The organism is Aurantimonas marianensis (assembly GCF_024195285.1).
GTDB classification, from domain to species: domain Bacteria; phylum Pseudomonadota; class Alphaproteobacteria; order Rhizobiales; family Rhizobiaceae; genus Aurantimonas; species Aurantimonas marianensis.
In genome coordinates, this window is the sequence record NZ_JALHBS010000109.1 from 1 (window position 1) to 13,623 (window position 13,623).

Sequence of the window (13,623 nt, forward strand, 5' to 3'; positions counted from 1 at the left end):
TACATACGGAAGAGGTCGCCGGCGAAGAGCCCCGCCTCGGACCCGCCTGTGCCTGCCCTGATTTCCAGGATGACACCTTTTTCGTCGGCCGCGTCCCTGGGCAACAGCAGAATGCGAATCTCGTCGGTGAGTTCGGCGAGACGCGCCTTCAACTCGTCGATCTCGGTCTCGGCGAGGCCGCGCATCTCGCGATCGGCGGACGGGTCGTCGAGCAGCGAGCGGGAATCGGCGAGTTCCCGCTCCACCTTGCGATAAGAGCGGATCGCCGCGACCACCGCCTCAAGGCCGGAATATTCCGCGGCGAGCTTGGAATAGACGTCGTGAGGCGGCCCCTTGGCCATCTCGTTCTCGAGATGACCGAAACGGGCCAGGATCTCATCAAGGGTTGAATTCGGCAGCGTCGCCATAATGTCCTGAAGCTGATGTCAACGTGAATGGAGCGCGGCTGGCCGCGGCGAAGAAGCGAAACGAGCCGGCGGCCACAGCGGTCCGCTAAACCGGGATTCCGTTGGCTTCGGCGAAATCGACGAGAAGCTGTCGCGGACTGGCCGCCGGATGACCGCCGTCGAGTTGCCGCGCCAGCGCCTCGGAAAGCTTTTCCGCCTCCAGCTCGACGATCATCGCCTTCACCGGACCGATCGAGGGCGGCGACATGGATATGGAGCGGAAGCCGAGTCCGATCAACGCCATCGCCGAAAGCGGACGACCGGCCATCTCGCCGCACAGCGTCACCGGAACATCGTGACGCTGCCCGGCATCGACGATCAACTTCAACGCCCGCAGGAACGGCGCCGACAAATCGTCGAAGCGGGTGGCGACACGCGCATTGCCCCGGTCGACGGCGTAGAAGAACTGGAAGAGGTCGTTCGAGCCGACGGACACGAAATCGAGCAATTCCATCAGTTCGTCGAGCTGGAACAAGAGCCCCGGCACCTCGATCATCGCGCCGACCTTCAGCCGGTTCGGCATGACATGGCCAAAGCGCGTCAGATGCTTGAACTCGCGGCGGATCATCTCGCGCGCCTGCCGCAGCTCCGTCACCTCCGTCACCATCGGGAACATGACGCGCAGTTCGCGCCCCGCGGCGGCCTTCAGCAGCGCCCGCAGCTGGGTGCGCATCAGGCCGGGACGATCGAGGGCAAGCCGCAGCGCCCGGTAGCCCAGCGCCGGGTTCTCCTCCGGCGACTGGCTGAGATAGGGCAGCAGCTTGTCGCCGCCGACATCCAGCGTGCGAAACGTCACCGGCCGGCCGTTGGCCGCATCGAGCACCGCCGAATAAAGCCGCTCCTGATCGCGAGCGCGCGGCATCGTCGAGGCCACCATGAACTGAAGTTCGGTGCGGAACAGGCCAATGCCTTCCGCCCCCGCCGCGTCGAGTTGCGGCAGGTCCACGAGAAGGCCGGCGTTCATCTGCAGGCTGATCGGCACGCCGTCCTTGGTCTCGGTCGGCACATCGCGCAGCGAATGATAGCGTTCCTGGCGCTTGGCCCGGAATGTCACCTTGTCGGAATAGAGCGCCTCGAGCTCCGGCCGCGGGCGCAGATGAACGCTGCCGTCCTCGCCGTCGACGATGATCGAATCGCGGTTCTCCGACATCGAGACCGCGCCCTTGACCTGACCAACGACCGGAATTCCCAGCGCCCGCGCCACGATGACGACATGGCTGGTCGCCGCGCCCTCTTCCAGCACCAGCCCGCGAATGTCATCCCGGCGATAGTCGAGCAGCTCCGCTGCGCCCATCGAACGCGCGACGATGATGGCGTCGGCATTCTCCGTGCCGGCGTGGTCATCGCGGCCGATCAACTGGCGCAGCAACCGGTTGGCGAGATCGTCGAAATCATGCAGCCGCTCGCGAATATACGGATCGGTCATGTGCATCATGCGGGCCCGCATGTCCGACTGCACCTTCTCGACCGCGGCTTCCGCGGTCAGTCCGTTGCGCACGGCCTCCTCCAGCCGGCGCACCCAGCCCCGGTCATGGGCGAACATGCGGTAGGCCTCCAGCACGGCCCGGTGCTCGCCCTCGCCCGCCACGTCCCGGCGCGACAGCATGTTCTCGATCGACACCCTGAGGATACCGAGCGCCTTGTCGAGACGTTCGACCTCCGCGTCCATGTCCTCGTTGAACAGGTTGGTGACGACCACCCGCGGCTCGTGCAGAACCACCTTGCCAAGGCCGATGCCGTCCGACAGGGCAACGCCATCGAAACTGACCGGCCGCGACAGATCGAGCGCGACGCCGGGACGCTGCAGGCCCTCCAGACTGCCGGCCGCGATCATCTCGGCAACGACCATTGCCACCGTCTCCAGCGCCTCGGACTCTTCGTCGCGATAGATCCGCGCGGATTTGTTCTGGACGACGAGCACGCCGAGGGTCCGCCCAGCCCGCAGGATCGGCACACCCAGGAAGGAGTGGAAGATCTCCTCCCCGGTTTCCGGCAGATAGGTGAAGGCCGGGTGTTTCTGCGCCTCGGACAGGTTCAGCGGCCGCGCCGTCGCCGCGATGGTGCCGACCAGTCCCTCGCCCAGCGTGAGTTGGGCGAGGTGGACGGCGCCCGGATTGAGACCCTCGGTGGCATAGAGCTCCAGGACGGCGTCGGCCCGCAGGACGTAAAGCGAGCAGACCTCGGCCACCATGTTCTGCGCGATCGAGCGGACAATCTGGTCGAGGCGCGCCTGTGCGTCGAGAGGCTCGGCCATGAGCTCCCGGATGCGGCGCATGAGGACGCGCGGACCTGACATGTCGCTTCTCAACAACGCGGACTTCCGTTTCACGAGTCGCTGCGGCGCCCTACCCGGGCCAATCCCGGTACGGCACGGCCTGTCTCTACAAGATCACATACTCAGCTTCACTGAGAAACCCACCGGAAGGACGACACCCCATCGCCCGGAAAAACATGTTGTGGCGCGCCTTTCGGCGACACGAGGGCTTCGCCTTACGACGTTAACCCTTGTCGAGACCATAGACCGAATGCAGGGCGCGAACCGCCAGCTCGGTGTAGTCCCCATCGATCAGGATCGAGATCTTGATCTCGGAGGTGGTGATGGCGCGAATGTTGACGCCACGGTCGGCCAGCGCCTTGAAGGCAGTGGCGGCGACGCCCGTATGGCTGCGCATGCCGACCCCGATGACCGAGACCTTGGTCAGCCCCTGTTCGCTCTGGATCGTGTCGTAGCGCATTTCGGCCTTGGCCTTGTCGAGCACGGCGGTGGCCTTGCCCAGATCGCCGGCCGGAACCGTGAAGGTCATGTCGGTCGAGGCGCCCGATTCCGAGATGTTCTGGACGATCATGTCGACATTGACGCCGGCCTCGGCGAGCGGCCCGAAGATCGCCGCCGCTACTCCCGGCTGGTCGGCGACCCGGCGCAGCGAGATCTGCGCTTCGTCCTTGGCATAGGCGATCCCTGTGACGACCTGCTGTTCCACGATTTCATCCTCGTCGCAAATGAGCGTTCCCGGCGGGTTGTCGAAATCGCCCATGCCGGGCGCGTCGGGGTCGTCGAAAGACGAACGCACGAAGGTGCGCACCTTGTGCACCATGGCGAGTTCGACGGAGCGGACCTGTAGCACCTTGGCGCCGAGCGAGGCCATCTCCAGCATCTCCTCGAAGGAGATGCGGGCCATGCGCCGCGCCTTCGGCTCGATCCGCGGATCGGTGGTGTAGACCCCGTCGACGTCGGTATAGATGTCGCAGCGGTCGGCGCCCAGCGCCGCGGCAACGGCCACGGCGGATGTATCCGAGCCGCCGCGGCCGAGCGTGGCGATGCGATTGTCGGGCGCGATCCCCTGAAAGCCGGCGATGACCGCCACCTGGTTTTCGTCGAACCGCCGAATGATGTCGGAGGCGTCGATCTCCTGGATGCGCGCCGCGCCATGAGCGCCGTCGGTCTGGATGGCGATCTGCCAGCCTTGCCAGGAGCGCGCGTTGACCCCCATCGCCTGAAGCGTGATCGCCAGGATTCCGGCGGTCACCTGTTCGCCCGATGCGACGACGGCATCGTATTCGCGCGCGTCGTGAATCGGCGAGGCCTCGCGGCACCAACCGACGAGTTCATTGGTCTTGCCGGCCATGGCCGAGACCACCACGGCGACGTCGTGACCAGAATCGACCTCGCGTTTGACATGCCGCGCGACGTTGCGGATGCGGTCGATGTCAGCGACGGAGGTTCCGCCGAATTTGAGGACGAGACGGGCCATGAAAACGGGTTCGATGTCTTTGGGGGACCGAGCCCTTGGGCCCGGTCGGTGGCGGGTGCGGCGAACGCTTGTCATAGCGCGTTCCCGAGATACCCGGTAAAGGGTCAAGCGGGGGTTCCCTAGCCGATGCGGCCCGCAACTGCAATCGGGGGTCGCCGTTTGAGACCTCGCTGGCGACGCGCGCGCTCTGCCACCGAAGGGCTTGGGGTCAACGTCGGGTTCGATCGCGCCTTATCCCCGCTTTCCTTGCCCCTCGGCCCGTATCGAACGCGAGAGCCACATAACGGGCGTTGCGGTAATGAACTTGCAGCCGCCAGCGCCGACGCAGGAAACGCTTGGCGATCATGGTGGCCCGCGCCGGCAAGGTGGCCGCATCGTCGAAGGGGACGATATGATGCAAGAGGACGATCCGGCCACCCGGTGCGATCGCCTGTTCGAGCGCCGACAGACAATGCCGCAATGCCTTCGGAGACAGGTAGTAAAGCACTTCCGAGACCACGATCAGATCGAATGGTCCTGTGGGCATCGCCTCCGGCAGCACGGCCTCGACGAAGGTCACGTTCTCTCGCCCGCTGTTGCGGCGCCGGGCGATGTCCAGGGCGGTCGCCGAACCGTCCGTCGCTGTCAGGCGCAGGCACCGGTCCGCCAATGCCGCCGTGGTTTCGCCATTGGCGCAGCCCAGCTCCAGCCCTCGGCCATAGCGGCGGGTTCCGCAGGCTCGCAGCAGGATGCCACGCTTGTAATGCTCGAACGGCGCCTCCGCATAGCGCCACGGGTCCGGATCGGACGCGAACAGCGCCTCGAATCCCGCGACGTCGATCACCTTCCGCATGGCTGCCAATAGATCTCTTCGGTTCCGGTCAGCCGTTCGATCGTGGCTGCGGTCAGTCGAAATCCTTGCGGGTCGTCGGCGATCAGATTCGTCGTCTGTGAGATATGCGCCGCCACGGCCGACCGCTTGGCCGCCTGATATGGCGTAATATCGAGGCGACATTCGACCATTTCGCCCGAGCGGGGCCGATCGCCGGCCGCGCCCAGTTCGTCCAGCCAGATCGCGTATTCGAGCTGCAACGGCCGCTGGCCCGCCAGCGCCGCCGTGACCAACCGCCAACCGTCCCGGTGATCGCGATGCGGATCGCGGCGCCACGGCAGAAGAACGAGGTCAGGCCGGAAATCACTGACGATTTCCACCACCTTGCTTTCGGCTTCGCGCCAAAGCGCGGTGCCCTCCGCTGGCATATCGGCGTCGCGCAAACGCAGGAAGCTGCGTGGATGGTCGGCGGCGCCGAGGCATTCCAGGGCATTCGACGCTTCGACTTCGCGCTGGGCGGCCAATCGCTCCCGAGACCATGTGGCGGAACCGGGGTGCGACGCGCCGCCGTCGGTGACGAAGATCGTGTGGGTCTGCCGTCCGCCCGCCGCGACGCTGGCGATCGCTCCGCCGCAGCCCAGCGACTCGTCGTCGGGATGCGGCGCGACGACGAGAACCCGCTCGGCCGCGAATGCCCGTGGTGGTCCTGGGTCGGTCATGCTCGGCCCCGCGAGCCCGGATGCCAGGTCCCGGCTGCCATTGCTTCGCCGAGGGAACGCAGCGCGCCATCCGGGTTCGGCTGTCGCAGATAGGTGCGAAGATCCCGGACCAGCCGTTCCAAAGGATGCGGCGCGTTGAACCCTGCGGCGCCAACGGCGCGCTCCGCCGTTTCCAACACCAGCAAGGCGTTGGCCTCGACCGCGGAACGCGCCGCGTTGGCATAGGCCAGAAGTGCCTTCGCGGGCCCCGCGTCGTCCGGCGCGCTCTCGGCGGCACCCCAGGCTTCGGCGGCCCGATCGATCCAGCCATAGCCCGACTCCACGGCGATTCCCATGCGCGCCAGACGATGCGACTGGTGGGGGTCGGCGGCCCGCCCGGTGCTCGTGAGATGCGCCAGGGCGGTATCCAGTACCGCATGCATTCCGCCGACATGCACGGCGGCGAAGCGGATCGCGCCGCCGCTGAACCATGGCTCGCGGATATAGTCGTCCGGTTGCCCGAGGGCGTGCTCGGCGTCGGCGGTGACCCCCGTCAGGTCGATAATGTGGCTTCCCGACGCCCGCATGCCGAGCGGTCGCCACCAGGACCGGTCGATCGACGCGGCGGCGAGCGGCGCCAGCATCATCTGGCGACCTGCCGCCGTCGGCGCCGTCACGATCGCCTGCGACAAGCCGTCGACGCCGGAGGCATAGTTCTTCTTGCCACTATAATGTCCCTTTTCGAGCCGCAGCGGATCGTCCGGCGCGTCGGTGTTCCAGACACCGAACAACTCCCCCTCCCGCGCCTTGGCGCGATACGCCGCCGCCTGTTCCGACGTCCCGTATCGATAGACCAGCTGCAACGCGTTGACGTGCCCCTCGAAAACCCGGCCGGTGCTGAGATCGCCGCGGCCGATCGCGGCCAGAAGCCGCAACAGCTGAGCGGTTTCGCCGGAGCCGACCGGCGGGCGGGTGGAATAGCCGCCCGACTCAAGCACCGCGAATGCCTCATGGGGAAATTCGCCGTCGCGGTCCCGCGCGGCGGCAAGGACGGCGAGGCGATCCGACAATTCCTCCAGTCGCGTCGCTTCGTACGGATCATGCCGCACGGGACGCGCTCCCGAAACCTTTGATCAATTCAGCAAGTTCGGCGATCGCTGCCCCGACCGGAACGGTCGGCGTGGCGTCGGGTTCGTCGGGGGCGAAGCGCTCGACCAGCCGCTCCGGCGACAGGAGCTGCCCGTCGCGATCATGAAGATCGGCCGGCAGGATGGAAAGACCCGTGGCGACGGTGGCAAGCGCCGCCGCGTCGTGGTTTGCAAGGGTCCGCAACAGGCGCCGTCGCCGTGCACGTTCGAGAATGGCCGTTGGAGCCTCCACCAGATGCGGATCGCCGGCTTTTGTCGCGGCGAGCCATTGCGTCAAACAGTCGGCCATACCGCCCACGGCACGACCGGACAGCCGGGCCGAAACCTCGACGACGACCTCCGGAGCGTGCCGCAGCTTGAAGCCGCTTGAACGGACGGTTGTCACGAAAGCAAGATCCTCCCTGCGACGCGATGCCGGCAGCCCGCCCACCCGATCATACACGTCGGCCCTGACCGCCAGGCTTCCGCCGGTATGATCCTGATGGCGGGGCCAGGGATCGTGCGGCAGCGGATCGACGATCGCAGTCAGCCGGTCGCTCAACATCGCAAATTCGTGCTGGTCGCGCGCGCGCCGCAGAAACGCCGGCCCCAACAGCGCTTCTTCCCTCACATTGCCGACGAGCCGCCCCCCCACGAGGGCGGCGCCCTCAAAAATCGCGGCCAGATTGGCATCGACCCAATTGGGCGCCGGCACAGCGTCGGCATCGGTCGTCAGCAGCACAGCCAGATCGCGCAGCGGGCAGAGCGCGCGGGCTGTTTCCATCGCGAGCCGCCGCGCCGTGCCGACATGCGCCTCCGCCGGGCCGAATTCCACGGTGATGGCATGTAGCTCGATGCCCGCATGCTTGTCGGCCTCGCGGCAGGCGGCCGCAAGCGAGTCGTCGCGACAATTGTTGAGGATCAGCACGACCGGGAGCCGATCACGGGTTCTTTCGCACCAGCTCTGGGTCGCCAGCGCGCGGATCAGACCCGGCAGCCGTCGCGCCTCGTCGCGCGCCGGAACGGCCACGATAGGCCGCAGATCGACGCCCGCCCGATCCCCGGCGAACGACGAGAAGAAAGGACGGGGCACGAAGGCGAGCGGATCGCCCCTCGCACCCGATGAGCGCGACGGCCGGCGGCTACCGACCGCGTCGGCCCTAATGGTTTTCTCTTCGCGCGACATAGTGATCTGCCATCGTGTCGGAACCGAGCCGAAACATCGAACCGCACCGCCGCGTTCCCCCGCCAATCCGGCCAAATCGTTACCCGACTTCCCAAACCACTCGCCCGCGCGGGCGTCGGTCGGCTCACCGGCTTGACTTTGGACCTTGCGGCGGAACATGCGCACGGACATCGGCAAGACGGACGAGGGTCGAATGAACACCAGCGGAAGCACGACGATCGACGCGGACGAAGTGGAGCGCTTCTCGCGCCTCGCCCAGGAATGGTGGAATCCGGCTGGCAAGTTCAAGCCGCTCCACAAGTTCAATCCCGTCCGGCTGGAATATATTCGCGAACAGCTGGCGATGAATTTCGACCGCGACGTGCGGAGCGCGCGCCCCTTCGAGGGGCTGTCGGTGCTCGATATCGGCTGCGGTGGGGGCCTTATCTGCGAGCCGATGGCAAGGCTCGGCGCCAGTGTCGTCGGCGCGGACGCGTCGGAAACCAATATCGAGGTGGCGAAGATCCATGCTGCCGAGAGCGGCCTTACGATCGACTATCGCGCGACCACCGCCGAGGCCATCGCTGAGGGCGGCGAGCGCTTCGACGTCGTTCTGGCTCTCGAAGTCGTCGAACACGTCGCCGATGTCAAGCTGTTTCTGACGTCCTGCGCGCGGATGGTGAAGCCCGGCGGCCTGTTGTTCGTCGCAACGATCAACCGGACGCTGAAGGCGCTCGGCTTCGCGATCGTCGGCGCCGAATATGTGCTTGGCTGGCTGCCCAGGGGCACCCACCAATACGCCAAGCTCGTGCGACCGGAAGAAATCGCGGCACCGGCCGAACGGGCCGGGCTGTCGATGATCGATGAGACGGGTGTCGTCTATCATCCGCTGGCCGACGCATGGCGACGGTCGCGCGATCTCGACGTCAATTACATGGTGCTGGCGCGGCGCCCGAGCGGCTGAAAGCCCGATCGGCGCCATCGAATAGATCCCCGTCACCGCAGCTTCGCATGAGCCTTTGACGAAAAACGGGGGATAATCGACCAAACTCGCGACAGGCAAGCTGCGCGCAAGCTTCCGACCGCATTGTCCGGTTGCGGGCGCGCGGTGCGTGCACAACCACAGACATCAAAATCTGACGGGAACCGGCACGTGTAGACGAGCGAATTTGGAGGGCGAGATGGTCGCGGCACAAACAGACAGCATACCCAACGAGGCGAGTTGTCCGATCCATCTGGAGATTCTGGCGCTGCTGCTGCGCTCGGACGGTCGGACCAAACAGGCTCTCATCCAGGAAATCCCCGGTCCATCGCGGGCCAGGCTGGCCTTTTTCTGCTATAATCGTGTCCATCTTCGATCACTGGCGTTCCAGGTCGCCGCGTTGTGCGAACTCCGCGATCTCCGGCTGATCGCCGGCACCAAGGGCGATCTCCTCTACAGCCAGGCGACCGAAGCCGGCCTGTTCGACGACAGCGACCCCGCTTCGCGCCGCAAGGGCGTGACCCTCGCCCGTACCGCGCGCGGCTGAGGAAGCAGGCCCGGCCGCGTCAGTTCTTGTCCTCGGGAAGCCCTGGCAGCGGAAACGCGGCAATACCCTCCTCGCGCAGACCCTTGACCTCCCGCGTCGAAGCCTCGCCATAGATCTGCCGATGCTCGCTCTCGCCATAATGAATGCGCCGCGCTTCCTCGGCGAATCTCGGCCCGACATAATCCGCCTTCGCCCGCAACTCGCGCGTCATCGCCTGCAGTTGGGCGATCGCCTTCGCCGCCTCGGCGTTGGCGAATTCCACGGCCGGCCGGGACGGTTCGACCGCGCCGCCGGTCGCGGCATCCGGAGCCTTCGTCTTTGCGCTCGTGGCGATCGCGGGCCGCATCAACGCCTTGGAAACGTCGCTGGAGCCGCAGATCGGACAGGCGAGCAAGCCGGCGTCCGCCTGCCGCTCGAAATCCTCGCCGGACCGGAACCAGCCGTCGAACGCATGGGCGGCGGGATGGCAGCGGAGCGCGAAGCTGATCACTCAGCCGCCTCGCTGGACCCGGTCCCGCGGATCGGCGCTGTTGCATCGCCGACGACGAAGTCGCGCGCGTTCCGCAGATTGGGAATTTTCGCCCGCGCCGCCGCGACCTCGGCGGTGTCGATCGTCGCGATGGCGATGCCCGGCTCGGCGCCGTCAATTTCGGCGATCACCCGGCCCCACGGGTCGACGATCAGCGAATGGCCAAAGGTCTCGCGACCGTCGTCATGGCGGCCGCCCTGCGCCGCGGCGACCATATAGGCGCCATTCTCGATCGCGCGGGCGCGCAAGAGGACGTGCCAATGCGCTTCGCCGGTCTGGCGCGTGAAGGCGGCCGGCGCCGTGAGGATCTCGGCACCGGCCAGCGCCTCCTGGCAAAACAGCTGTGGAAACCGCATGTCGTAGCAGATCGCGAAGCCAAGCCGCGCGACGCCATGGGGAAAGCTGAGATCGGCCAACGCCGCGCGCGTTCCCGGCCGATAGGTTCGCGATTCGCGCCAGCTCTCGCCATTGTCGAGATCGACGTCGAACATGTGGATCTTGTCGTAGGTGGCGACGCGGCTACCATCGGGCGCGAACAGAAGCGCCCGGTTGGCGACCTTGCCATCGCCCGCCGCGATGGCTGTCGAGCCGAGATGCAGGTAGACCGAATGTTCCCTGGCGAGCCGTTCGGCCGTGGCGACCAGGAGGTCGTCGTCCTCGGATCGAAGCCGTTTTATCAATTCGGCCCGGTCGCGATGGACCATGCCGGTCATTTCCGGTGACTGCAGATAGGACGCGCCCCCCGCCACGGCTTCGCGAACGAGCCCTTCGAGAGCTTCGGCATTGGCTTGCGGCTCGAGCCCGGAGCGCATCTGCAGGACGGCGGCGCGAAAGACGGTCATGGCGAATTCCCGGTGGTCAGCGACACCCTGTCATGCGGAAAGCAATGCGTCGAGTTTGCCGGCGCGCTCCAGCGCGTAGAGATCGTCGCAACCGCCGACATGGGTTTCGCCGATGAAGATCTGCGGAAAGGTCACTGTACCCTTCGCCCGCTGATACATTTCCTGGCGCAATTGCGGGGAGGAACTCGCGTCCTTCTCCTCGTAGATGAGACCCTTCTGGTCGAGCAATTGCTTGGCGCGCACGCAAAAGCCGCAGAACTGGCGAGTGTAGATGGTCACGTCCGGCATCGGATCACATTCCTGCTTATGAATCCGAGAGCATATGGCTTCACTCCATGCCGGCCGCAACCCTTGCGAAAGTCAGAACGTCGACATCCTTCGCGCCTGCCCGCTTTAGGGCCCGCGTCGCGCTCGCGGCGGTTGCACCGGTCGTGTAGACGTCGTCGACAAGCAGAACATGGCGTCCGTCGATCTCCTGTCGTCGCGCATCGATGACACGAAAGGCGCCGCGAACATTGTCCCGCCGCTGGCGGGATCCCAATCCGACCTGGCTGCGCGTCGGCTTCACCCGCCTGAGCGCCAGCGGCGCGAAGGCGATGTCGGCGTTGCGGGCGAGCAACCGCGCAATTTCGGCGGACTGGTTGAACCGGCGCCGCCAGAGCCGGCCCGCGTGCAGGGGAACCGGCACCACGACGTCGGCGTCGCCGAGAAGCTCAGCGCCCGAACGCGCCATCCATCCCGCCATCAGCGGCACCAGATCGGTGCGATCACCGTATTTCAGCGCCGTGACTAGGCGGGCGGCGAGATCCTGGTAGATCACCGCGGCCCGCAGCCGGGCGAAGGGCGGCGGATCGGCGATGGCCGCCGCCGAGAGGAATCCCGCCCCGAGATCGTAGCCGAAGGGCAGCCCCAAACCCTCGCAATAGGGCCGCTCGATGAAGCGCAGTTTCGCCCAGCAGGCCGGACAGACCGTGTCCACTCCCGTGATTGCCGCCTGACATCCCGGACAGACCGGCGGAAACAGCAGCCGGCCGATCGCCCCGCCGACGGCGCCGCGCTTGAATGGGCTCATTGCGTCGTCCTGCCCCCTCCCCGGCCCCGTGCCCCCGGTTGACTACCGCGGGCGGTCGGACCACCGCGACGACGGGAACCGTCCCTTGACGATACGCCACCCGCCGTCAGCTACAAGCACTGTCGCGGTCACATTCGATAGAGCGCCGAGAGATCATGCCAGACATTCAGGACCACCAGGTTTTCGATCGGGCTCTGCTCGACCGTCGGCGGCAGCGCTGGCTTGACGCCGAGCCGCGGGCGGGCGTCGGCTTTCTGCTGCGGGCGGTCGTCGACGAACTTGGCGAGCGGCTGTCGCTGGTCGAACGCCGTTTCGCGGTCGCCGTCGACCTCGGTGGCCACACCGGCGAAATGGCGGCGCGGCTTCGCGCTGGCGGTCAGACCGACCGCGTCGTGCGGATCGAGCGGCTGGCGGCTCTGCTAAAGGACGAGGAATTCGCCTGCGTCGGCGACGAGGAAGCCCTGCCGCTGGCCGACGACAGCGTCGATCTCATCATTTCCCCCCTGTCGCTGCATCTGACCAACGACACGCCGGGCACTCTCGTCCAGATCCGGCGGGTCCTCCGGCCGGATGGTCTCTTCCTTTGCGGTTTTCTCGGCGGCGAGACCTTGTCGGAGCTTCGGACCGCCCTTCTTTCGGCCGAGGCCGAGCTCCCCGGCGGCGTCTCGCCACGGGTCGCGCCGTTTACCGATGTGCGCGATGCCGGCGGCCTGCTGCAACGGGCCGGTTTTGCACTGCCGGTCGCCGATCAGGATCGGCTGACGGTGCGTTACGACATGCTGTTCGATCTGATGGCGGATTTGCGCGCCATGGGCATGGCCAACATGCTGGTCGAGCGGTCCCGTCGTTCGGCCTCGCGACGGTTGTTCTTGCGGGCGGCCGAGATTTACGCGGAGCGCTTTTCCGATCCCGACGGACGCATACGCGCCACTTTCGATATCGTCTACCTGTCCGGCTGGCGGCCGCATGACAGCCAGCAAAAGCCGCTCCGGCCGGGCAGCGCCCGAACCAGCCTCGCCGCGGTGCTGAAGGACCGATCGGACGATCTGGTCTGAGGGCGTGCGTTGTCTGGAAAGGGACGTCAGCGACGCCGGTGCCATAGCGGTCGCGCCGGGCGGATGTCAGAAAGTCAGAAGGCGGCGGCCACCGCCGCGAACAGGCCGTTCAGGTTCGTGCCGATCGCCGTCGCGCCGACGATGATCGCAAGCGAGATGATCCCGGCGATCAGCGCGTATTCGACGGCGGTCGCACCGCTGGGCTCGCGCCGAAGATCCATCGCGATCGAGAAGGCGCTTTCAAACCGACGGCACAGCAGCGGCCAGATCAGCATGCCCCCGTGCTCCCGCCGTCCGAAAATATCACGCAGGGTCGCGAACCGGATCGCTGAAGGACACTGCGCCGCACGGTGTAGCGGTTCGCGCCACCGATCGAACCGGTGGCCATCACGTCGATCTGCGGGGCGGCGGTGGAAACCACATAGTCGGCCCCTCGCTTGGCGGCCGGCGTGATGATCAGCGCCAGCGCCAGCGCGATCGACCCGAACAGGAACGTGGCCCGGAGCAGCCCGGTCCGGATTTCGACGATGGTGTCGGACGGACGGCGCCCGCCTTCCAATTCGTCATCAACCTCGAAGTCGCGCATGGTTTCCTCAC

At 66.5% G+C, this 13,623-nt stretch carries 16 protein-coding genes; 3 read left to right on the top strand and 13 right to left on the bottom strand.

The genetic code is table 11. The features are described from left to right. From MJ956_RS17090 to MJ956_RS17120, 7 genes are all read right to left on the bottom strand, one after another. On the bottom strand, positions 1-407 hold a 407-nt coding region (locus tag MJ956_RS17090), incomplete at its 3' end, for a PCRF domain-containing protein (RefSeq protein ID WP_253965648.1). Between the two features lie 85 nt (positions 408-492). Beyond that, entirely contained in the window at positions 493-2,754 is a 2,262-nt protein-coding gene (gene ptsP, locus MJ956_RS17095) for a phosphoenolpyruvate--protein phosphotransferase (protein ID WP_253965687.1), read from the bottom strand. A 190-nt stretch (positions 2,755-2,944) separates the two neighbouring features. Next, positions 2,945-4,198: an aspartate kinase gene (locus MJ956_RS17100; RefSeq protein ID WP_253965649.1), complete on the bottom strand. Its 1,254-nt coding sequence runs from the start codon at positions 4,196-4,198 to the stop codon at positions 2,945-2,947. A gap of 208 nt (positions 4,199-4,406) precedes the next feature. After that, entirely contained in the window at positions 4,407-5,030 is a 624-nt protein-coding gene (locus tag MJ956_RS17105; protein ID WP_253965688.1) for a class I SAM-dependent methyltransferase, read from the bottom strand. After that, positions 5,018-5,728: a PIG-L deacetylase family protein gene (locus MJ956_RS17110; protein WP_253965650.1), complete on the bottom strand. Its 711-nt coding sequence runs from the start codon at positions 5,726-5,728 to the stop codon at positions 5,018-5,020. The genes MJ956_RS17105 and MJ956_RS17110 overlap by 13 nt, the downstream gene beginning before the upstream one ends. Beyond that, positions 5,725-6,816 (bottom strand): acyl-CoA dehydrogenase family protein, encoded by a 1,092-nt coding sequence (locus tag MJ956_RS18945; RefSeq protein WP_253965651.1) that lies wholly within the window; start codon positions 6,814-6,816, stop codon positions 5,725-5,727. The genes MJ956_RS17110 and MJ956_RS18945 overlap by 4 nt, the downstream gene beginning before the upstream one ends. Then, positions 6,806-8,020 carry a glycosyltransferase family 2 protein gene (locus MJ956_RS17120; RefSeq protein WP_253965652.1) on the bottom strand — a complete coding sequence of 405 codons (1,215 nt, stop codon included), beginning with the start codon at positions 8,018-8,020 and terminating at the stop codon, positions 6,806-6,808. Before MJ956_RS17120 ends, MJ956_RS18945 begins: the two co-directional genes overlap by 11 nt. Positions 8,021-8,213: 193 nt before the next feature. Between MJ956_RS17120 and ubiG the strand changes: the two genes are divergently transcribed. After that, entirely contained in the window at positions 8,214-8,963 is a 750-nt protein-coding gene (ubiG, locus tag MJ956_RS17125) for a bifunctional 2-polyprenyl-6-hydroxyphenol methylase/3-demethylubiquinol 3-O-methyltransferase UbiG (RefSeq protein ID WP_253965653.1), read from the top strand. Positions 8,964-9,180: 217 nt separating this feature from the next. After that, positions 9,181-9,528 carry a hypothetical protein gene (locus MJ956_RS17130; RefSeq protein WP_253965654.1) on the top strand — a complete coding sequence of 116 codons (348 nt, stop codon included), beginning with the start codon at positions 9,181-9,183 and terminating at the stop codon, positions 9,526-9,528. Between the two features lie 19 nt (positions 9,529-9,547). On the opposite strand, the gene MJ956_RS17135 is transcribed toward MJ956_RS17130, so the two are convergent. The 4 genes from MJ956_RS17135 to MJ956_RS17150 are packed head-to-tail and all read right to left on the bottom strand — an operon-like array spanning position 9,548 to position 11,971. Continuing rightward, complete coding sequence (locus tag MJ956_RS17135; protein WP_253965655.1) at positions 9,548-10,018, bottom strand: DUF1178 family protein; 471 nt, start codon at positions 10,016-10,018, stop codon at positions 9,548-9,550. After that, complete coding sequence (locus tag MJ956_RS17140) at positions 10,015-10,899, bottom strand: carbon-nitrogen hydrolase family protein (RefSeq protein WP_253965656.1); 885 nt, start codon at positions 10,897-10,899, stop codon at positions 10,015-10,017. The genes MJ956_RS17135 and MJ956_RS17140 overlap by 4 nt, the downstream gene beginning before the upstream one ends. Before the next feature lie 30 nt (positions 10,900-10,929). Beyond that, the gene (gene grxC, locus MJ956_RS17145; protein WP_253965657.1) at positions 10,930-11,187 is read right to left on the bottom strand and encodes a glutaredoxin 3; all 258 of its coding nucleotides are present in this window, start codon (positions 11,185-11,187) and stop codon (positions 10,930-10,932) included. A 40-nt stretch (positions 11,188-11,227) separates the two neighbouring features. Next, positions 11,228-11,971 (bottom strand): ComF family protein, encoded by a 744-nt coding sequence (locus tag MJ956_RS17150; protein ID WP_253965658.1) that lies wholly within the window; start codon positions 11,969-11,971, stop codon positions 11,228-11,230. Between the two features lie 152 nt (positions 11,972-12,123). Between MJ956_RS17150 and MJ956_RS17155 the strand changes: the two genes are divergently transcribed. After that, on the top strand, positions 12,124-13,026 hold the full coding sequence (locus MJ956_RS17155) for a class I SAM-dependent methyltransferase (protein WP_423724903.1): 903 nt from the start codon (positions 12,124-12,126) through the stop codon (positions 13,024-13,026). Positions 13,027-13,100: 74 nt separating this feature from the next. Here the strand turns inward: MJ956_RS17155 and MJ956_RS17160 are convergent, their stop codons facing one another. Together MJ956_RS17160 and MJ956_RS17165 are read right to left on the bottom strand one after the other, a co-directional pair. Next, the gene (locus MJ956_RS17160; protein ID WP_341482741.1) at positions 13,101-13,301 is read right to left on the bottom strand and encodes a Flp family type IVb pilin; all 201 of its coding nucleotides are present in this window, start codon (positions 13,299-13,301) and stop codon (positions 13,101-13,103) included. Next, the gene (locus tag MJ956_RS17165; RefSeq protein WP_253965660.1) at positions 13,295-13,612 is read right to left on the bottom strand and encodes a hypothetical protein; all 318 of its coding nucleotides are present in this window, start codon (positions 13,610-13,612) and stop codon (positions 13,295-13,297) included. Before MJ956_RS17165 ends, MJ956_RS17160 begins: the two co-directional genes overlap by 7 nt. Between the last annotated feature and the right edge of the window lie 11 nt (positions 13,613-13,623).

Bases quoted from the DNA above. Each gene is read 5' to 3' on its own strand.
- MJ956_RS17100 (WP_253965649.1), bottom strand. From the start codon at position 4,198: ATGGCCCGTCTCGTCCTCAAATTCGGCGGAACCTCCGTCGCTGACATC.
- MJ956_RS17105 (WP_253965688.1), bottom strand. From the start codon at position 5,030: ATGCGGAAGGTGATCGACGTCGCGGGATTCGAGGCGCTGTTCGCGTCC.
- MJ956_RS17110 (WP_253965650.1), bottom strand. From the start codon at position 5,728: ATGACCGACCCAGGACCACCACGGGCATTCGCGGCCGAGCGGGTTCTC.
- MJ956_RS17120 (WP_253965652.1), bottom strand. From the start codon at position 8,020: ATGTCGCGCGAAGAGAAAACCATTAGGGCCGACGCGGTCGGTAGCCGC.
- ubiG (WP_253965653.1), top strand. From the start codon at position 8,214: ATGAACACCAGCGGAAGCACGACGATCGACGCGGACGAAGTGGAGCGC.
- MJ956_RS17130 (WP_253965654.1), top strand. From the start codon at position 9,181: ATGGTCGCGGCACAAACAGACAGCATACCCAACGAGGCGAGTTGTCCG.
- MJ956_RS17140 (WP_253965656.1), bottom strand. From the start codon at position 10,899: ATGACCGTCTTTCGCGCCGCCGTCCTGCAGATGCGCTCCGGGCTCGAG.
- grxC (WP_253965657.1), bottom strand. From the start codon at position 11,187: ATGCCGGACGTGACCATCTACACTCGCCAGTTCTGCGGCTTTTGCGTG.
- MJ956_RS17150 (WP_253965658.1), bottom strand. From the start codon at position 11,971: ATGAGCCCATTCAAGCGCGGCGCCGTCGGCGGGGCGATCGGCCGGCTG.
- MJ956_RS17160 (WP_341482741.1), bottom strand. From the start codon at position 13,301: ATGCTGATCTGGCCGCTGCTGTGCCGTCGGTTTGAAAGCGCCTTCTCG.
- MJ956_RS17165 (WP_253965660.1), bottom strand. From the start codon at position 13,612: ATGCGCGACTTCGAGGTTGATGACGAATTGGAAGGCGGGCGCCGTCCG.